Genomic DNA, 18,975 nt, shown 5'->3' with positions numbered 1-18,975 from the left:
AGACGCCGTGGTCGGTGCGGGAGCCGGGGCCCACGAGGTAGCCGCCGGCGCCGCGGATGTCGATGCCGGGCGCGAGCCGGCCCGCCGAGTTCGGTACGACGACGTCCGGGGGTCCGGTCAGCCACAGGTGCCGGCCGCCGCTCGGGGTGAGTACGACGACCGTCCGCGGGACGGTGAACAGATGGCGCAGGCCCAGTTCGCGCAGGGCGGCCGGGGCGTCCGCGCCGGACTTGGTGTCCAGATCGACGCCGATCAGGTGGTACGGGGGCAGCCCGCAGGCGATGCCGTAGCCGGTGGCCCAGGGTGCGGCGGCGAACATCTCGCGGACGCGCGGCGGATCACTGGAGGCGTCGTACACCCCGTGGCCGAGCCGGCCGCACGCGCCGTGGCAGACGGGGCCGCGGTCGCCGTGGTGGGGGGAACGCAGCGCCGGGAGCTTCGTGCGGGAGAGGGGGAGGACGGCCAGGCCGTGTTCGGCGGCGGACAGCGCGTGGGCGAGGGCCAGGGTCGTGGCCTGCCGGTCGATGGTGGCCATGCTCTTATGGTCGTACGTACGTTCGAAAAAGGGAAGTGGGTGGGCGGCGGGCCCGGACCGTGACGGCCCTCGGTGTCCGACGGCCGGTCAGGAATGTCGGAGAGGCGGGTGGACGGAACGGACGAGGTGGCGGCCGCCACCGGGTGCCCGCGTCGGGCCTGTTGACGGCCGCGGGCGACCGGCCCGGCGGCCCGGACCGGGATCGTTTCTCAGGGTCGACCCGCAGACGGGTCGGACCCCTGCTCCACCCAGAGGAGGTGGAGCCATCCCCACCCCTACAACCTGAGGCGGACCCCGCTTCGGCACTTGCGGCCGATCCGTCCGTGTACGGACCGCTCATAGCGTGGAGCCATGACCACACCCGTCTGCACCAGCGCCTCGGCGGCGGCCCCGGCGTACCCGACGTTCACGTCGTACGTGCGGGCCCGCAGGCCCGTTCTGCTGCGCACCGCGCGCTCGCTGACCGCGAACCCCAGCGATGCCGAGGACCTGCTGCAGACCGCGCTCGCCAAGACCTACGCGGCCTGGGAGCGGATCGAGAACCAGCGGGCACTGGACGGCTATGTGCGCCGCGCGCTGCTGAACACCCGGACCTCGCAGTGGCGCAAGCGCCGGGTGGACGAGTTCTGCTGCGACGAACTGCCCGAGCCGGAGCCGGTGCCCGGCGACGACCCGGCCGAACGGCAGGCGCTGCACGACGCGATGTGGCGGGCGATCATGAAGCTGCCGGCGCGGCAGCGGGCCATGGTCGTCCTCAGGTACTACGAGGACCTCAGCGAGGTCCAGACCGCCGAGGTGCTCGGGGTCTCGGTCGGTACGGTGAAGTCGGCGGTCTCGCCGTGGAGGGCGCCGAGGAGGCCGCCGGTGAGGGCGCCGGCCGCGGCGGAGGGGCCGCTCTGGTTGACCGCGAGGCACAGGCCGTGCCGTACGTCCTCGCCGACCAGGGCGCAGTAGACGGCGGCCGCGAGCAGTCCGTCGGCGGTGCCCTCGCCCATCAGTTCCGCCACCCGCGCCGGGTTCGGCATCCCCTGCCGCACCATGCCGAGCGCGTGCTGGAGGGCCTCGGAGACCGGCTGGTGACCGGGGCGGACGGCGAGCAGGGCGAGGGCCTGCTGGACGGCGCCGTCCAGACTCTCGCCGCGGGCGAGGCCGTGCACGATCACCGCGTACGCGCCCGCCGACAGGCAGGCGACGGGGTGGCCGTGGGTCTGCGCCGCGCACTCCACGGCGAGCTGGACGACGAGCTGGGGCTCCCAGCCGACCAGCAGCCCGAAGGGCGCCGACCGGGCCACGGCCTCCGGCCCCCGCTCACCGGGGTTCTTGGGCCGCTCCAGCGTGCCCATCTTCTCGTCGCCGAAGCCGATGAGCAGCGGCCGGGTCGGCCCCCGGCGGGCGTACAACCACTCCTCGCGCGCCAGCCAGCCGTCCTCCTCGCGGCGCTCGTCGGGACCCCAGTCCCGCTGGGTGGCGGCCCAGCGCAGATACGCGCGGTGCAGATCGGTCGGCGGGTGCCAGGCGCCGGTGTCCCGGCGCACCTGGGCCCGGATCAGTCCGTCCACGGTGAACAGGGTCAGCTGGGTGTGGTGGGTGACCGTGCCGCGCCGGCCGTGCCCCACGGTGAGGTCGAGCAGGCCCTCGGGGCCGTGCGCGGCGCGGATCTCCTCCAGCGTGAGCGTGTCGACGGGCCCGCCCAGCGCGTCGCCCACCGCGGCGCCCAGCAGGGTGCCGCGCACCCGGCTGCGGAAGTCCTGCTGCTCGGCACGGCCCCAGACGGCACCGGTCGTCGTCGCCACCCAGACCCTCCTCCGGCACCGTCCGCCCGTACGACGGTCGCACTCTAATCGACCGGCTACGGCCCGTTCAGCGCCTCGAAGCGACCCTCACGGCTCATTCACGCCCGTCGATGACCGCTTCGACCCCGTCCAGAATCCGATCGAGCCCGAATTCGAGCGGGTCGATGCCGTCCGGCTGGAACGCGCCCTCGGCGATCACCTTGGTGAGGGCCGGGAACCGGTCGGCGTGGCGGGCGAGGAGGTCGGCGGAGAGGCGGTCCCACTCGGCGTCCTGCTCCGCCTCGTAGTCGCTGCGCTGCTGCGCGACGTTGCGCACGAGCCCGATCAGCAGCAGGAACGTGTGGTGCCGCCGGACGCCGTCGAGCCCGGTCGGCTCCAGTACGGCGAGTGCCGCGTCCAGCCAGCCCAGTTGGCCGGGGCCGAGGAGCCGGCGGCGCATGGCGGTGGCGGTGAGCAGCCAGGGGTGGGCGGCGTAGACGCGCGCGCACTGGCGGGTCCACTCCCGGACGCCGGCCCGCCAGTCCCCCTCCCGGACCCCCGACAGGTCGGGCCCCTCCCCCAGCACCGACTCCACCATCAGCTCGACCAGTTCGGTCTTGCCGGGAACGTACCGGTACAGGGCCATGGCGGAGACGCCGAACCCGGCGGCGACCCTGCTCATGGAGACGGCGTCCAGCCCCTCGCGGTCCGCCAGTTCGGCCGCGGCGGCGGCGATGCGCCGCGGGCTCAGCTTCGGCTTCGGCCCGCGGGTGGGCTGCTCCTGCTCGCCCCACAGCAGCGCGAGCGTCAACCGGGGATCGCGCTCCCCGTCCGGCTGCTCCTTGCTCCGTACGACCACGAAACCCTCCGAATCCCTTGCCCGCCAGGGCGGTTGACCCCGCCCGCCAACTGTATATACCGTAAACCGGCCGCAACAGCTGACGGCATAAACAGTTTAGGGGGAACACTGTGCTGCTGACCTATCGCGCCCTCAGGCGCCGCGCTCTCGCCAAGACCCTGCGCATCACCACCGCGCACGGCATCGACGAATCCTCCTTCGTGCCCATCGGCGGCATCGACCAGTGGGTCTCGATCCGCGGCGAGGACCGGTCCAACCCGGTGATCCTGGAGATCCACGGCGGCCCCGGCGCCTCCAACCTGATCCACATCCCGCGCACCCGCGCCTGGGAACGCCACTTCACGATCGTCCGCTGGGACATGCGCGGCGCCGGCAAGACCTTCTCGGCCCACGGCCCTTCAGGCCAGGGCGAGTTGACCCTGTCCCGTCTCTACGCGGACGCCCTGGAACTCACCGACCACATCCGCGCCCGCCTCGGTGTGCCGAAGGTGCTGCTGCTCGCCAACAGCTTCGGCACGGTCACCGGCCTCCGCCTGGCCCGGGACCACCCCGAGCGCTACTCGGCGTACGTCGGCACGGACCAGAACATCATCGCGGGCGGCCGGGACAGCTCCGCCTACGACGCCCTGCTCACCCGTCTGCGCGGGGCGGGCAAGCACAAGCAGCTGTCCCGGCTCACCGCGCTCGGCCCGGACCGCACCGCCTGGTCCCCCGAGGAGTGGTCCCGCTACGCCAAGACCGTGGTCACGACCGACCCGCTGACCTACGACACCATGAAGACGGTCGTCATCCGCTCCCTCTGGTTCTCCCCGCTCCACACCCTGCGCGACCTGCGCGCCTACCTGAAGGGCATGACCTTCTCCGAGCAACTGGGCCCCCAGGCCATGTCGTTGGACGAATACGCCGAGGGCACCGCGTTCGACCTGCCCGTCTTCCTCTTCCAGGGTGCCGACGACGTCCTCACCCCACCGGCCCCGGCCCGCCGCTTCCACGACGCCCTCACCGCCCCGGTCAAGGACTTCGCCCTCATCCCCGACGCCGCCCACTTCGCCTCCTTCCGCCACCCGGACCACTTCCTCGACCTGCTCCTGACGAGGGTGCGGCCGGTGGTGACGGGGTCGGCGGCGAAGGGGTGAGATCAGGCCGGATCACCACGACGGGGGACATGGCCTTGACCCGGGGGCGCGGGCCTTCTACAGGTCTCTCGGTTTCGCCGAGTACGAAGGGAAGATCGTCTACCGGGTGGACCCCCGTGCGACCAAGGGGTGACGCCGCCGGACCGCGCCTTACAAGCGGGCCCTCATGCTCTCGCAGACGCCGTGCACGTCCTTGATCTCGATGTCGCCGTCGGCTCCGCGCAGCACTCCGTGGTAGTGGCCGAAGAGCTGGAAGTAGTCGATCGCGAAGAGGCCCAGGTTGTGCTTCACCCGCTTGCGGCCTTCCGGCTGGAAGACGACGTCGAGGCGGCCGTCCCGGGAGGCGATGTGCCAGGTGGCCGAGGGGTCGGTGGACGCGGGCGCGAACTCCACGTCGCTCAGGGGCTCGCAGCGGCCCGGTGTCCACAGGCAGGACTCCTCGGGCTCGCCGGGCAGTTCCGGCCGGGCAGCGAAGTTGGCCCCGACCGGGCCGGTGCCGGCCGGGGTGGCGAAGGTGCCCCAGAGCCATCGGGTCCGGTACGGCAGCAGTGAGCGGTGCTCGTCGAGTACCGCCAGGTCGCGGGCCGGGTCGAAGAGGATCTCGGCGTCCCCGACGCGCATTACGCCGCGGGCGGGGAACGCGGCCTTGTGGGTGTACATGCTGCCGCCCGGCAGCCGGGAACTCACCGAGAGCGGGGCGGTGGCCGCCCCGGCGTCGAGTTCGAGGTCGCCGCGGACGGCCGGGGACGTCGGTGTCGCGGCGATGTCCACCTCGATCCGGTGCCGCCCGGACGCCGCGTGGAACGTGCAGGCGATCCGGTAGCCGTCCCGCTCGAACCGGCAGGCGCCGTCCAGGAGTTCGGCGGGGAGCGCGGGGCTGCCGCCGGGCGCGTTGGCCGCGTGCTGGTGGAGCACGCCGCCCGCCCGGTCGTAGGCGTAGATCTCGGAGCCGGCGAGGTAGTGCGCGTCCTGGATGATCAGGGAGGAGTACCACTCGGGATGCAGCAGCGTGAAGCCGACCCATTCCTTGAGGCGCAGACGCCTCAGACGGCGGGTGAGACCCGTGTACGCGCCGAGCGGATCGGCGACGACGGGCCGGTCCGGCAGGCGTCCCCAGCGGCGGACACCGTCCTCGACCAGACGGTGGTGGGTGGGCATGGCGGGTAGTCTGCCGAGGGCGTGGTCAGGGGTCAACGCGTTCGGCGATCCCACGGACGGTGGCCGTGCCGACTCGGGCTGCCGGCTCGGCTGCGAGCCGCCCCGCCTCGGCTGCCTCGCGGATCGCGCGGACTTCCGCGATGACAGGTGCCGGGTCCCGCTCACCCTCGTCCCCGACGATTTCCGGCTCCCGCGTCGACGGGCGGGCCGGTGCCCTCCTCACCCCCGCCCTTGCCCCGGGGCCGGCCCCATTCTGGCTCAATGCGTATAGGAGCAGGCCGAGTTCGTCGGGGAGAATCCAGCCATGATCACCACTGACAACAACCGGCACTCCGGTCTCGGACTGGCCGCCGGTGTGCTCACCGGGATACTCGCGCTCTACATCACCCTCGTCGCGTTCGGCAACATCACGGACTTCGGGACGAACCAGCAGTTCGTGCGGCATGTGCTGGCGATGGATTCGACGTTCAAGGACCACGATCTGATGTGGCGCGCGATCACCAGCAGCGCGCTCCAGGACACCGCGTACGTTCTGATCATCGCGTGGGAGACGGTGGCCGCGCTGGTCCTGATCTGGGGGACGTACCTGTGGGCGGCACGGCGCGACGACGCGTTCGCGCGGCGCATTTCGACGTACGGGCTGCTGATGCTGCTGCTGCTCTTCGGCGCCGGGTTCATCGCGATCGGCGGCGAGTGGTTCGCGATGTGGCAGGCGAAGGCCTGGAACGGGGAGGATTCCGCCACCCGCGTCTTCCTGCTCAGCGGGGTGGCGTTGATCGTCAACCATCTGCCGGCGGGCAAGGACTCCCCGACTACTTGACCACCACGACGCTCGTGCCCTGATCCCCGAAGGCCCACAGGGCGGCGCCGTCCTCCTTGTGCATGCGGATGCCGCCCAGCTTCTGGCCGTTGGCGGGGGGCGGCGAGGCGCCGTCCAGGGCGTTGGAGAAGGCGACGTTCACGCCCTCCGCCTTGGTGAAGTACATGACGTGCTCGATCTGGACGCCGTCCGAGCCCTTGAGGGACTGGGTGCGCAGCGTGATCGAGTAGCGGCCGGGCTCGGGGTTCACCGTGCCCGGCCACACCTCGAAGCTGCGGCCCGCCTTGCCGGTCGCGTCGACCAGCCACACCCGCTTCTCGGCGAGCGAGTACACGATCCGGCGGCCCTGCCCCGACTCGTCCGGCAGCGCCGGCGGCCTCGCGGGCGGTTTCGGCTTCGCCGAGCCGTGGGTGCTCGCCGACGCGGTGGCGCTCGGCTTCACGGTCGCGGCCGTGGGGTGCGGCCCGTGGTCAGCCTGTACGGCGAGCGTGACGACGGCCACGGTCGCCCCCACCGTCAGACCGGTGACCCAGGCCCAGGAGGGCAGTCGGGCAGCCACGGGTACGCATCTCCTCCGCTATGGGTCCCCCCACTCGGACCGGGGGTCGGATCATCGTACTCAGTCCGCCCCCGGCCGAGCACCGGCAGCTCAGTCGAGCACCGGGAGCAGGTCCGGGAGGTGGCCGTCGGAGGCCGCCGCCGCGCGCCGGCGCTCCTCGGGCACCTCGCCGTAGACCGTGTCGCGGGGCTTCGCCGGGCGGCCCGCCGCCTCGGCCACGGCCACCAGATCGCGGACCGACTTGTACGAGCCGTACGACGAGCCCGCCATCCGCGAGATCGTCTCCTCCATCAGGGTGCCGCCCAGGTCGTTGGCGCCGGAGCGGAGCATCTCCGCCGCCCCCTCGGTGCCCAGTTTGACCCAGCTTGTCTGGATGTTGGGGATCCAGGGGTGCAGCAGGAGGCGGGCCATCGCCGTGACCGCCCGGTTGTCGCGGGTGGTCGGGCCGGGACGGGCGATGCCGGCCAGGTAGACCGGCGCGTTGGTGTGGATGAAGGGCAGGGTGACGAACTCGGTGAAACCACCGGTCTCCCGCTGGATGCCGGCCAGGGTGCGCAGGTGGCCGAGCCAGTGCCGGGGCTGGTCGACATGGCCGTACATCATCGTGGAGGAGGAGCGGATGCCCAGTTCGTGGGCGGTCTTGACGACCTCGATCCAGGTGGCCGTCGGCAGCTTGCCCTTGGTGAGGACCCAGCGGACCTCGTCGTCCAGGATCTCGGCGGCGGTGCCGGGGATGGTGTCCAGGCCCGCCTCCTTGGCCGCCGTCAGCCACTCCCGGATGGACATGCCGGTGCGGGTGGCGCCGTTCACGACCTCCATCGGCGAGAAGGCGTGCACGTGCATGCCGGGGACGCGCTCCTTGACGGCCTTCGCGATGTCGAAGTACGCCGTGCCGGGCAGGTCCGGGTGGATGCCGCCCTGCATGCACACCTCGACCGCGCCGACCTCCCACGCCTGCTGGGCGCGGTCGGCCACCTGCGCCAGGGACAGGGTGTAGGCGTCGGCGTCGGTGCGGCGCTGGGCGAAGGCGCAGAAGCGGCAGCCGGTGTAGCAGACGTTGGTGAAGTTGATGTTGCGGGTGACGATGTACGTCACGTCGTCGCCGACCGCCGACTTCCGCACGTCGTCGGCGACCCGGCACAGCGCGTCCAGCGCCGGCCCGTCCGCGTGCAGCAGGGCCAGGGCCTCGGGGTCGGTCAGCCGGGTCGGGTCGTCGGCGGCCGTGCGCAGCGCCTGCCGTACGTCGGTGTCGATGCGCTCCGGCGCCATGCCCGGGGCCGCCGCCTCGCGCAGCGCCTCCCAGTCGCCGTACACCTCGTCGTAGTCCGCGCGGCGGTCGGTCGTCCGGCCCTCGGTGTCGATGGTGCGGTGCAGGTCGGTACGGCCGGTGGGCGTGAAGGTGTCCTCCGGTTCCTGCCACGGCAGCCCGGCGGGCAGCGCGCCGGGACGGGCGAGGCCGGTCTCCGGGTCGGCCAGCGCGGCGACGTGCGGGCGCAGCCGCGGGTCCAGCCAGGGCTCGCCGCGCCGGACGAACTCCGGGTAGACGCAGAGACGTTCACGCAGTTCGAAGCCGGCCGCGCGGGAGCGCTCGGCCAGTTCCTCGATCTGCGGCCAGGGGCGCTCGGGGTTGACGTGGTCGATGGTCAGCGGGGAGACCCCGCCCCAGTCGTCGATGCCGGCGCCGATCAGCCGCTCGTACTCGCTGTCCACCAGGTTCGGCGGGGCCTGCAGACAGGCGGCGGGGCCCATGATGTGCCGGGCGACGGCCACCGTGGCGACCAACTCGTCCAGTTCGGCGTCCGGCATGCCGCGCATCGCCGTGTCCGGCTTGGCGCGGAAGTTCTGGATGATCAGCTCCTGGATGCCGTGGTAGGCGCGGGAGACCTTGCGCAGTGCGAAGAGGGACTCGGCGCGCTCCTCGTACGTCTCCCCGATGCCGATCAGCAGCCCGGAGGTGAAGGGCACCGAGGAGCGCCCCGCGTCCTCCAGCACCCGCAGCCGTACGGCCGGTTCCTTGTCCGGGGAGCCGTGGTGCGGGCCGCCGGGCTCGGACCACAGGCGCGTCGCGGTGGTCTCCAGCATCATGCCCATGCTCGGCGCGACCGGCTTCAGCCGCTGGAAGTCGGTCCAGCTCATGACGCCCGGGTTGAGGTGGGGCAGCAGGCCCGTCTCCTCCAGGATGCGGATGGAGATGGCGCGGACGTAGGCGATGGTGTCGTCGTAGCCGTGCGCGTCCAGCCACTCGCGCGCCTCCGGCCAGCGGTCCTCGGGCTTGTCGCCGAGGGTGATCAGGGCTTCCTTGCAGCCGAGGGCCGCGCCCTTGCGGGCGATGTCCAGCACCTCGTCCGGGGACATGAACATGCCGTGCCCGGCGCGGCGCAGCTTGCCGGGGACGGTGACGAAGGTGCAGTAGTGGCACTTGTCCCGGCACAGCCGGGTGAGAGGGATGAAGACGCTCTTCGAGTACGTGATGACACCGGGCCGGCCCGCCTGTTCGAGCCCCGCGTCGCGCACCCGGGCGGCGGACGCGGCGAGGTCGGTCAGCGCCTCGCCGCGCGCCTGGAGCAGCACCGCCGCCTCGGCGACGTCGAGGGCGACGCCGTCCCGGGCGCGTTTGAGGGCGCGACGCATGGAGTTCTCGGTGGGGCCGGTTCCGGAGGTCGCGGAAGTCGTCATATCTCCACGATACGTTCGCGGTGATCACCGGTGATCGCGACTACAGGAAGCTCGCGTACTCGTCCAGCGTCCGCAGCACCTCCCGCTCTCCCGCCGACGGCAGTTGCGCCACCACCTCCCGGACGCCGAGCCCGGCGAACCGGTCCAGCTTGCCGGCGGTGGGCAGGACGGCGTAGGGCACGACCTGGAGGGCGGCCGGGTCGCGGCCCGCCTCGGCCCAGACGGCGCGCAGCCGCGGCAGGGCCTCGGCCAGGCCCCGGCCGCCGATGGGCAGCCAGCCGTCGGCGTACTCGGCGAGTTGCGCGAAGACCGTGGCCGAAGGAGCACCGCCGAGGAGCGTGCGCGGGCCGGTGACCGGTCCGCGCGGCCCCTGGACGGGCTTGGGATGGGCGAAGCTGGCGCGCACGCTCCCGTACGCCCCCTGGTACGCCGCCGGCTCCGGCTCCCACAGCGCCCGCATCAGCGCCAGCCGGTCGCGGACCAGCTCCCTGCGGGTGCGCCACTCGACGCCGTGGTCCGCCGCCTCCTCCACGTTCCAGCCGTGACCGAGGCCGAGGGTGAAACGGCCGCCGGACAGGTGGTCCAGGGTGGCGATCCGCTTGGCCAGCGCGATCGGGTCGTGCTGGGCGAGGAGGGTGACCCCGGTGCCGAGGCCGAGCCGCTCGGTGACGGCGGCGGCCTGGGCGAGCGCGACGAAGGGATCGAGGGTACGGCCGTAGGCGCGCGGCAGCTCACCGCCGGCGGGGTTGGGGGTGGTGCGCTCCACGGGGATGTGGGTGTGCTCGGGGAGGTAGAGACCGGCGAACCCGCGCTCTTCCAGTTCGCGGGCGAGGCGGACCGGGGTGACGGTCTCGTCGGTGAGGAAGATCGTGACGGAGATGCGCATGTCCCATCCGTACCGAGCCGGGACCGCCGCCAACCCCCTTGTTTTCCGGCGGAGTTCACCAGTGGACCGGAGAATGGGCGCCATGTGTGACGACACGCACGATCAGGTCCGGGGGCTCGGCAGGCGCGCGTTGTTCGTGACGGGCGCCGCCGCCGCCCTTACGTTGGGACCCGTGAGCTTCGCAGCGGCGGACGGCGGGCGCCAGGAGACCCGGACGGTACGCGGCACCCTGCCGCCCGGCTCCCCCGACTATGTGTACGTGCCGGTGGAAGTGCCCTCCGGGGTATGGGAGTTCAAGGTCTCCTACACCTACGACAGACCCTCGGTCCCGGCCGGCACCCCGGGCAACGCGCTCGACATCGGCCTCTTCGACCAGCACGGCACCGAGCTGGGCGGCCGGGGCTTTCGGGGCTGGTCGGGCGGCGCCCGCACGGAGTTCTTCGTGCGGGCCGACGACGCGACCCCCGGCTACCTGCCCGGCCCGGTGCGCGAGGGCACCTGGCACATCGCGCTGGGCCCCTACACGGTGGCACCGCAGGGGCTGTCGTACGAGCTGACGATCACACTGACCTACGGCGAGCCGGGCACGACCCCCCGGCCGGTCTACCCGCCCGCCCGGGCGAGGGGCCGGGGCCGGGACTGGTACCGGGGCGACTGCCACCTGCACTCCTGGTACTCCGACGGCCGCCGGACCCCGGCCGAGATCGCGGCCCTCGCGCGGGCCGCGGGCCTGGACTTCATCAACTCCTCGGACCACAATACCCACTCGGCCCACCCGCACTGGGCGGACCAGGCGGGCGACGACCTGCTGATCATGCTCGGCGAGGAGATCACCACCCGCAACGGCCATGTGCTGGCGCTCGGCACCGAACCCGGCACGTTCGTGGACTGGCGCTACCGGGCCCGGGACAACCGCTGGGCCCGCTTCGCCCGCGACATCCGCCGCGCCGGCGGCCTGGTGGTGCCCGCGCACCCGCACGCCACCTGCGTCGGCTGCGGCTGGAAGTTCGGCTTCGCCGAGGCGGACGCCGTGGAGGTGTGGAACGGCCCGTACACCCCGGACGACGAGGTGACGCTCGCGGAGTGGGACAACCTGCTGGTCGCGTCGGTGCGGACGGGACGGGACTGGCTCCCGGCGATGGGCAACAGCGACGCGCACCGCGACCCGGACTCGGTCGGCCTGCCCCAGACGGTCGTCCTCGCCGACGACCTGACCTGCGAGGCCGTCCAGGAGGGCATCCGCGCGGGCCGCTCCTACGTGGCCGAGTCCCGGCACGTCACCGTCTCCCTCACGGCGACGGGCGGCCGGGGCCTGCGAGCCGGCCTCGGCGAGCGCCTGCCGATGGCCGCCGACACCCCGGTCACCGTCCGCCTCGACGTCTCCGGCGCCCCCCGCTGCTCGCTGCGCCTCGTCACCGACCAGGGCACCCTCTTCACCAGCGATCCCCTGCCGGTGTCCGGCACGGGCTCGGTGGAGTGGCGCACCACGCCCGCCTACGCGGCCTATGTGCGCGCCGAGGTGCGCCACGAGACGGCGCTCGGCCCGGTGCCGGGGGCGTTGGCGGCCTTCACGAATCCGATCTTCCTGGGCGAAGCGGCCGGCGGACGGCCCGCCGCAGGCTGACGATCTCCGCGACCGCGGCCGGCCGGCGACCGGCCCAGGACTCGGCCTCCGGGCCGGTCGCGGTCCCCGCGGCCCCGGCCGGCCACTCGCGCACCAGGCGGCGGGCCGCCCCGGTGTCCGGCAGCGGCTCGGGCAGCGCGTGCAGCGCCTTGGCGCCGCCCCGGAACGCCTCGGCCATCCGCATCGCGTCGCGGGCCACGGCGGCCACCGCGTCGGAGGCGAGGACGCCGGTGTCGCCGACCCAGACCCCGGGCAGGCCCTTCCCGGCCACCTCGTCCGCCCGGTCGTGCACGTCACCGGCCTTGTCGGCCTGGTCCCGGTGGACCAGTAGCCCGTCAGGGCCGACGGGCGGCCGATGGTCACGCTCGCGGCGCGCTCCGCCGCCGTGCGGTCGCCGCCGTGGTAGGCCCGCTTGGCCGGCCGTACCTCGCCCGCCAGTTCGTGCGGCGCGGAGTCCGGCGTGGCGGCTTCGTCCGGCCGGGCCGCGCGGCGAACGCGGCGAACGCCGCGGCGGCCTCGGGCCCGCCGAGGGCGTCCTGGGTGCGACACAGGGTGGGCTGGACGGCCCGGTGGAGGCGCCCGGCCTCGTCGCCCGCGTCGTCCAGCGCGCCCGCCCGGACATGCCGGATCCGACCGGGTGGCCGTCCGAAGACGCGCCCATCCCGCTCCCCCGTTGCGAAGACCCTGATCGCGGGGGAGGCTGACCCGCGGCGGCCACCCGCCAGTCGGGCCGTCGTCGGGCCCACCGGGCCGCCGTCGCAGCACCACGGGCCTCGCACGGGGCCGACACACCAGCCCCGCCGGAACGACCGCCGGGGACAGGAGGAGGGGACGCGGATGCCAGGAACCGCGGGACGCAAGCAGCGTCTCGTCACCCGTTTCCAGCGGTACGTCGCCAATCCGGTCAACCGGCGGCTGCCGTTCCAGACGCTGCTGGAGACCACCGGGCGGGTCTCCGGGCGGCCCCGGCGGACACCGGTCGGGGGGCGGCGGGTCGGCGGGGCGTTCTGGCTGGTCTCCGAGTACGGGTTCGCGTCGCAGTACGTCCGCAACATCCAGGCCGACCCCCGGGTCCGGGTGCGCGTCGGCGGACGGTGGCACCGGGGCGTCGCCCATCTGCTGCCCGACGACGATCCCCGGGCCCGACTGCGTTCGCTGCCCCGTTTCAACAGCGCGGCGGTGCGGGCGTTCGGGACGGATCTGCTGACGGTCCGGGTGGACCTGGAGGACTGATCACCCCGGCACTGCCTGACGACGCATCAGCGCCTGCGCCGGCCGGCTGTCGCACCGGCCATCGCAGACCCCGACAGCCGACGGCCCCTCAGGCAGGGCGCTCGGATCGCGCCACAGTCCGCCACGACGCCCACGGAAGCGATGAACTGACGGTCCGTCAGCCCTTGCGGAAGGTCACGCGCGCGCGAAGAGGGTGTGAGAGGTTTGTGGACTGCCGTGCGGCGGTCTGTGATCGGCGTCTCCCACGGCTGACGCAACCACCCGGAACAAGGCAAACTGGCGGGGTTGTCTGTGATGCCGAGGGGGCGAACGCATGGACGGTCGGCCGCGAGTACCCGAGCAGCGGCGACCCGGCTCCGCGACAGGCGCGGAGCCGGCGGCGCTGAGGTTCGGCGTGCTCGGTCCGGTGCGGGCCTGGCGCGGTGAGGAAGCCCTGAACACGGGCTCCCCCCAGCAGCGGGCCCTGCTGGCCGCCCTGCTGCTGCGCGAGGGCCGTACCGCCACGGCGGCGGAACTGATCGACGCGCTGTGGGGTCCCGAGCCGCCGTCCCAGGCACTGGCGGCGGTCCGCACGTACGCGTCCCGGCTGCGCAAGGTGCTGGGCTCCGGCGTCCTGGTCACCGAGTCCGGCGGCTACGCGGTGCGCGGGCTCGGCGAGCGCGCGCTGGACCTCGTACGGGCGCAGGACCTCGGCACGGAGGCGGAGAAGGCGCGCGGCACCGGCGATCTGGCGCGGGCCCGCGCCCTGCTCAACGAGGCGCTGGACCTGTGGGACGGCGAACCCCTCGCGGGCGTGCCCGGCCCCTACGCGGAGACGCAGCGCGTCCGCCTGGAGGAGTGGCGGCTCGGTCTGCTGGAGACCCGCCTGGACCTGGACCTGGAGCAGGGCTGCCACGCGGAGGCGGTCTCCGAACTGACCGCGCTCACCGCCGCGCACCCGCTGCGGGAGCGGCTGCGCGAGCTGCTGATGCTGGCGCTGTACCGCAGCGGCCGGCAGGCCGAGGCACTGGCGGTGTACGCCGACACGCGCCGCCTGCTCGCCGAGGAACTGGGCGTGGACCCGCGCCCCGGGCTGCGCGAGCTCCAGCAGCGCATCCTCCGGGCCGACCCCGCGCTCGCGGAGCCCTCGGCGCCGGTCGCGGAGCCGCCCGCGCCGCCCGTGCGCCCGGCCCAGCTGCCCGCCTCCGTACCGGACTTCACCGGCCGGGCCGCCTTCGTGGACGAGCTCAGCGCGGTGCTGGCGTCGGCCACGGAGACGGAGGGCAGCGTCATGGCGGTCTCCGCGATGGCCGGCATCGGCGGGGTCGGCAAGACCACGCTCGCGGTGCACGTGGCCCACCGGGCCCGCTCCTCCTTCCCGGACGGCCAGCTCTACGTCGACCTCCAGGGCGCGGGTCACCGCCCGGCGGAACCGGAGACCGTCCTCGGCTCCTTCCTGCGCGCGCTGGGCACGGCGGACTCCGCGATCCCGGACTCGCTGGAGGAACGGGCGGCCCTGTACCGCTCGGTGCTGGACGGCCGCCGCGTGCTGGTCCTGCTGGACAACGCCAAGGACGCGGCACAGGTGCGCCCGCTGCTGCCCGGCACGGAGGGCTGCGCGGCCCTCGTGACGTCCCGGACGCGGATGGTGGGGCTGGCCGGGGCGCACCTGGTCGACCTGGACGTCATGTCGCCCGACGAGGCGCTGGCCCTGTTCACCCGCATCGTCGGCGCGGAGCGGGTGACGCCCGAGCGGGAGGCCGCCCTCGACGTGGTCGCCGCCTGCGGCTTCCTCCCCCTCGCCATCCGCATCGCCGCGTCCCGCCTCGCGGCCCGCCGCACCTGGACGGTCTCCGTGCTGGCCGCCAAGCTCGCCGACGAGCGCCGCCGGCTGGACGAACTGCAGGCCGGGGACCTGGCGGTGAAGGCCACCTTCGAACTCGGCTACGGCCAGCTCGACCCCGCCCAGGCCCGCGCCTTCCGCCTGCTGGGCCTGGCCGACGGCCCCGACATCTCCCTGCCGGCCGCCTCCGCCGTCCTGGACCTGCCGCCGGAAGACACGGAGGACCTCCTGGAGTCCCTGGTCGACACCTCCCTCCTGGAATCCGCCGCCCCCGGCCGCTACCGCTTCCACGACCTGGTCCGCCTCTACGCCCGCGCCTGCGCCGAACGCGACGAACAGCCGGCGAGCGGGAGGGGGGCGGCGATGTCGCGGCTGCTGGACTTCTATCTGGCGACGGCGGCGCAGGTGTATGCGATGGAGCGGCCCGGGGACCGGGTGGTGGACCATCTGCGGCCGACCGAATATCCCGGTCTGCGTTTCCAGGACCGGCACCAGGCGCGGGACTGGCTGTACGCCGAGGCGGTCTCGCTGCTGGCGTGCGTGCGCCAGTTCGCGGGGGCGGACACCCTGCCGCGCGCCATCGACCTGCTGTGGACGGCCGTCGACCTGACCGAGTCGGGCGCCAACTCCCGGGAGTACGACGCCGCCGCCCTCGCACTGCGCGACGCGGCCCGGGCAAGCGGGGACGGCACCGCGCAGGTGCGGGCGTCGGTCGTCCTGGCCAACGCGCACCAGCTGTCCGGCCGGTTCGCGGAGGCCGACGAGTCGGCGCAGGAGTCGCTGCGCCTCGGCGCCTCCTGCAGCGACCCGCTGGCCCGCTGCTGGGCGGCCAACATCCGCGGCGCCATGGCCTTTTACCGGCGCCGGTACGACGACGCGGAAAAGCACCTCAAGCAGGCGCTCGCGGACTTCCGTGACTGTGCGGACCGGGCCGGTGAGGCCAGCGTCCTGTGCAACCTCTCCCGCATCCACGTGGTGACCGGCCGGCCCCAGAGCGCGGTGGAACTGGCCCAGCAGGGTGTCGACATGTACGAGGCCCTGGGGCATGCCGTGAAGAGCGCCAACGGCCGCTACGCCCTCGGCATGGCCCTCACCCAGAACGGCCGTCATCTGGAGGCCGCCGAGCGGCTGCAGGAGGCTCTGGAGGTCTTCCGGGAGAGCCGCCAGCGGCTGTGGGAGGGCATGACGCTGTTCCGGCTCGCGGAACTCGATCTCACGGCCGAGCGCCCAGCCCAGGCCTCGGCCAACGCCGAAGCCGCGCTGACCGTCCTGCGGGGGATCGGCGGCGAGTGGCGGCGAGGCAACGTACTCACCGTGCTGGGCCGGGCACTTGACGGCATAGGGCAGTCGGGGCGTGCCCGGGTGTGCTGGCAGGAAGCCCTGTCCATCCACGAGTCGCTCGGTTCGCCGGAGGCGGACTCGGTCCGGTCGCTGCTGGAAGGAACGACCGTGGCGTGAGCCGAGGGCCGGCCGGCGCCGTCCCCAGCGGCCGCCCGGCCGGGGCGTTCATCGTTCGTTTATCGCCGTACGGCACTCTCGTTTTGTCGATCCGTCGCGTCGGGGGGCAGGCGGACCGCCGGTGAGATCGCCCGCAGGACCGATCTAGGGTTGGGCGATCAGTGAGCTCGTCCGGCCGTTGTTTCAACGGGGGACGGCCGGGCGAGCTCCACACATCGAGTCCAGCACCACTGGGGAGGAAGCACCATGAGCGACGCCAAGAAGGACGAGAACACCGTCGCCCCGGACGGAAACGTCCACATCACGGATGCCAAGGACAACACCGCGGTCCCGGCCGGCAACGTGCACATCACCGACACCAAGGGCAACACCATGGCCCCGGCCGGCAACGTGCACATCACCGACGCCGAGAACGACGGCCCCTTCAGCCCGGACAACGTGCACATCACGTCCGAGCCCGCCTGACGACACACCACGGGGGACCGGCCCGACGGGGGGCCGCACAGGGGGATCGGCCGCGGCGGCGCGGAGGGGGAGCCGTCGCGGCCGACGTGTGTGCGAGCACGAGTACGGCGCTGTTCGCCGCCCCGCGACGGGAGTTCCGGGTGCGGTCGGGGAACCTCAGTCCACCGGGTAGGCGTCCGGCTGGGCCTCGCAGTGGTCGAGCGCGTCGAGGTCGGCGTCCTCGCCGGACGGGACCTTCACGGTCTTCGTGCCGTGCGCGGGGAGCGTGACGTCCGTGCCGCCGATGGAGATCGTGAGATCGTCGCCGGCCACGAAGTTCACCCGCGCCGTGAAGGTGTCCTCGCGGTCGGTCGGGTCCACCGCGCCGTACCCACGCACCGCGTCGGTGCTCGCGTCGGGCGTCGGCGTCACGTCGTCACCGGTGCCGCTGCCGTCGTCGCCGAAGTCCTCCTCATCGTCGTCATGGCCGAAGTGGTCAGCGTCGTGGTCCTGGCGCGGACTGCCGCACCCACCCCCCGCCGCCGCCCGAGTGGTGGCCGCCGTCATGCCCCCTCGGGAGAAACCGGTGGGACCGAGGACCACGAAGGCCACCACGGCCGTGAACTTCGGCGTGCGCGTCCTTGAAGGCACGGGCATGCCGGCCACCCCATCCGGCGGCCCTCACCGCGTGGCGGGGTTCCGGCACCCCGGGTAGCGTCGGCCCTGGGACGGCCGCCGTCCGGAGCCCTTCCGTGACACACCGGTACGACGGCCGTCGCACGGCCCGGCGTCGCACGACCCGCCGTCACACGCGGTCGGCCGTCACGCCGTACGAGCCGTCCCCGTGCCCTTCTCCGCGTCCAGCGCGTACACGCAGCGGTCCTTGCTGCACGCGTAGACCACGCCGTCCTTGACCACCGGGGAGCCGGTGATCTCGCCGCCGGTCGCCAGCTTCCAGCGCAGCCGGCCGTCGTCGGCCTTGAGGGTGTAGAGCAGGTGGTCGGTGGAGCCGAAGTGGATCCGGCCCTCCGCCACCGCCGGGGCGCCCACCACGTCGCCGCCCGCCTGGAAGCGCCACTTGGGGGTGCCGGTGACCGCGTCCAGGGTGTAGAGGCCCTTGCCGCTGCCGACGTGGACGTGCCCGGCGGCCACCAGGACCGGCTCGACGGAGGTGCGGGCCTCGGTGGCGATCCGCCAGCGGTCGCGGCCGTCGGTGGCGTCGAGGGCGTAGACCGTGCCGAGGTAGTCGGCGAGGTAGACACCGCCGCCGGTGACGGCCGGGCCGGGGGCGAAGGCGGGCGGGCTGAGGAAGACCGCCGGGGCCTCGAAGTGCCAGCGCACCATCCCGCTGACCGCCTCGACGGCGAGGACGCGGCTGCCTGCGGCGACGTAGACGCAGCCGTCGGGGGCCGGTGCGAGGCGCACCGGGACGCCGCCGCAGGAGGCCGCGTCGCCGATGGGGTACGACCAGCGTTCCTCGCCGGTGCGCGCGTCCAGGGCGCGCAGCCGGGCGTCCTGCCAGACGTAGACCGTGCCGTCGTGGACGAGCGGGCCGGCCTCCGGGGACTCGAAGTCGGTCTGGCAGCCGGCGATCTCCCACAGCTTCTGGCCGGTGGCCGCCTCCCAGGCCTGAACGCCGCCGCCCCGGGTGCCGGTGACGACGGTGCCGCGGTCGGCCTTGAGCGAGTACACCCAGGCGTCCGTGGACAGCCGCCACAGATCGGTGCCGCCGCGCGCGTCCAGCGCGAACAGGGTGGGGCCGTCGGAGGCGTGCACCCGGCCGTCCGCGACCGCCATGGACCAGGCCACGTCCCGGGTCTTGAACCGGCGCCGGCCGGTGGCCACGTCGAGCGCGTGCACCTCGAAGGAGGTGACGTAGACGAGGTCGCCGTCGACGGACGGGGTGCCCCAGACGTCGTTGGACATCCGGAACCGCCAGGGGCGCCAGCCGCTCGGCTCCGGGTGGCCGGGCGGGGCGGCCGGCACGGCGGGG

16 protein-coding genes and 1 pseudogene are annotated in these 18,975 nt (G+C 73.6%); 7 read left to right on the top strand and 10 right to left on the bottom strand.

What is annotated here, in order from left to right; genetic code table 11:
• The coding region (locus FRZ03_RS19835; RefSeq protein WP_146466542.1) for a bifunctional DNA primase/polymerase at window positions 1-535 on the bottom strand (535 nt) is incomplete at its 3' end.
• Between the two features lie 351 nt (window positions 536-886).
• Here FRZ03_RS19835 and FRZ03_RS19830 point away from each other — a divergent pair.
• Complete coding sequence (locus tag FRZ03_RS19830; RefSeq protein ID WP_315902652.1) at window positions 887-1,489, top strand: SigE family RNA polymerase sigma factor; 603 nt, start codon at window positions 887-889, stop codon at window positions 1,487-1,489.
• On the opposite strand, the pseudogene FRZ03_RS19825 reads toward FRZ03_RS19830, so the two are convergent.
• Both FRZ03_RS19825 and FRZ03_RS19820 read right to left on the bottom strand, forming a co-directional pair.
• Window positions 1,423-2,241 (bottom strand): annotated as a pseudogene (locus FRZ03_RS19825) (ADP-ribosylglycohydrolase family protein); the annotation flags it as partial. The gene FRZ03_RS19830 and the pseudogene FRZ03_RS19825 sit on opposite strands and share 67 nt — an antisense overlap.
• 181 nt (window positions 2,242-2,422) lie before the next feature.
• Window positions 2,423-3,166 (bottom strand): TetR/AcrR family transcriptional regulator, encoded by a 744-nt coding sequence (locus tag FRZ03_RS19820; protein WP_146466503.1) that lies wholly within the window; start codon window positions 3,164-3,166, stop codon window positions 2,423-2,425.
• Between the two features lie 110 nt (window positions 3,167-3,276).
• On the opposite strand from FRZ03_RS19820, the gene FRZ03_RS19815 reads away from it, so the two are divergent.
• Window positions 3,277-4,302: an alpha/beta fold hydrolase gene (locus FRZ03_RS19815; protein WP_261399261.1), complete on the top strand. Its 1,026-nt coding sequence runs from the start codon at window positions 3,277-3,279 to the stop codon at window positions 4,300-4,302.
• 150 nt (window positions 4,303-4,452) lie between these two features.
• On the opposite strand, the gene FRZ03_RS19805 is transcribed toward FRZ03_RS19815, so the two are convergent.
• Window positions 4,453-5,460 (bottom strand): DUF2804 domain-containing protein, encoded by a 1,008-nt coding sequence (locus FRZ03_RS19805; RefSeq protein ID WP_146466502.1) that lies wholly within the window; start codon window positions 5,458-5,460, stop codon window positions 4,453-4,455.
• Window positions 5,461-5,764: 304 nt separating this feature from the next.
• On the opposite strand from FRZ03_RS19805, the gene FRZ03_RS19800 reads away from it, so the two are divergent.
• Entirely contained in the window at window positions 5,765-6,280 is a 516-nt protein-coding gene (locus FRZ03_RS19800) for a DUF2165 domain-containing protein (RefSeq protein WP_186785511.1), read from the top strand.
• Here the strand turns inward: FRZ03_RS19800 and FRZ03_RS19795 are convergent.
• From FRZ03_RS19795 to FRZ03_RS19785, 3 genes are all read right to left on the bottom strand, one after another.
• Window positions 6,273-6,839, bottom strand: a complete 567-nt coding sequence (locus FRZ03_RS19795) for a hypothetical protein (RefSeq protein ID WP_146466501.1) — start codon at window positions 6,837-6,839, stop codon at window positions 6,273-6,275. The two genes, FRZ03_RS19800 and FRZ03_RS19795, sit on opposite strands and share 8 nt — an antisense overlap.
• A 90-nt stretch (window positions 6,840-6,929) precedes the next feature.
• Complete coding sequence (locus FRZ03_RS19790; RefSeq protein ID WP_146466500.1) at window positions 6,930-9,515, bottom strand: bifunctional FO biosynthesis protein CofGH; 2,586 nt, start codon at window positions 9,513-9,515, stop codon at window positions 6,930-6,932.
• A gap of 40 nt (window positions 9,516-9,555) precedes the next feature.
• Window positions 9,556-10,401, bottom strand: a complete 846-nt coding sequence (locus FRZ03_RS19785) for an LLM class F420-dependent oxidoreductase (protein ID WP_146466499.1) — start codon at window positions 10,399-10,401, stop codon at window positions 9,556-9,558.
• An 82-nt stretch (window positions 10,402-10,483) separates the two neighbouring features.
• Here FRZ03_RS19785 and FRZ03_RS19780 point away from each other — a divergent pair, with 82 nt between their 5' ends.
• Window positions 10,484-12,025, top strand: a complete 1,542-nt coding sequence (locus FRZ03_RS19780) for a CehA/McbA family metallohydrolase (RefSeq protein WP_146466498.1) — start codon at window positions 10,484-10,486, stop codon at window positions 12,023-12,025.
• Here FRZ03_RS19780 and FRZ03_RS19775 read toward each other — a convergent pair.
• Complete coding sequence (locus FRZ03_RS19775) at window positions 11,970-12,317, bottom strand: hypothetical protein (RefSeq protein ID WP_146466497.1); 348 nt, start codon at window positions 12,315-12,317, stop codon at window positions 11,970-11,972. The two genes, FRZ03_RS19780 and FRZ03_RS19775, sit on opposite strands and share 56 nt — an antisense overlap.
• 545 nt (window positions 12,318-12,862) lie before the next feature.
• On the opposite strand from FRZ03_RS19775, the gene FRZ03_RS19770 reads away from it, so the two are divergent.
• The 3 genes from FRZ03_RS19770 (at window position 12,863) to FRZ03_RS19760 (ending at window position 17,003) form a co-directional block, all read left to right on the top strand.
• On the top strand, window positions 12,863-13,258 hold the full coding sequence (locus FRZ03_RS19770) for a nitroreductase/quinone reductase family protein (protein WP_146466496.1): 396 nt from the start codon (window positions 12,863-12,865) through the stop codon (window positions 13,256-13,258).
• 313 nt (window positions 13,259-13,571) lie between these two features.
• Complete coding sequence (locus FRZ03_RS19765; RefSeq protein WP_146466495.1) at window positions 13,572-16,538, top strand: AfsR/SARP family transcriptional regulator; 2,967 nt, start codon at window positions 13,572-13,574, stop codon at window positions 16,536-16,538.
• A 246-nt stretch (window positions 16,539-16,784) separates the two neighbouring features.
• The gene (locus FRZ03_RS19760; protein WP_146466494.1) at window positions 16,785-17,003 is read left to right on the top strand and encodes a hypothetical protein; all 219 of its coding nucleotides are present in this window, start codon (window positions 16,785-16,787) and stop codon (window positions 17,001-17,003) included.
• A 156-nt stretch (window positions 17,004-17,159) separates the two neighbouring features.
• Here the strand turns inward: FRZ03_RS19760 and FRZ03_RS19755 are convergent, their stop codons facing one another.
• Window positions 17,160-17,639 (bottom strand): hypothetical protein, encoded by a 480-nt coding sequence (locus FRZ03_RS19755; RefSeq protein WP_146466493.1) that lies wholly within the window; start codon window positions 17,637-17,639, stop codon window positions 17,160-17,162.
• A gap of 165 nt (window positions 17,640-17,804) precedes the next feature.
• Window positions 17,805-18,975 (bottom strand): outer membrane protein assembly factor BamB family protein (locus FRZ03_RS19750; RefSeq protein WP_146466539.1); only part of this gene is annotated, 1,171 nt, incomplete at its 5' end.

Source organism: Streptomyces misionensis, assembly GCF_007896895.1.
Lineage (GTDB): Bacteria > Actinomycetota > Actinomycetes > Streptomycetales > Streptomycetaceae > Streptomyces > Streptomyces misionensis_A.
This window is presented reverse-complemented; position numbering and strand designations above follow the sequence as displayed.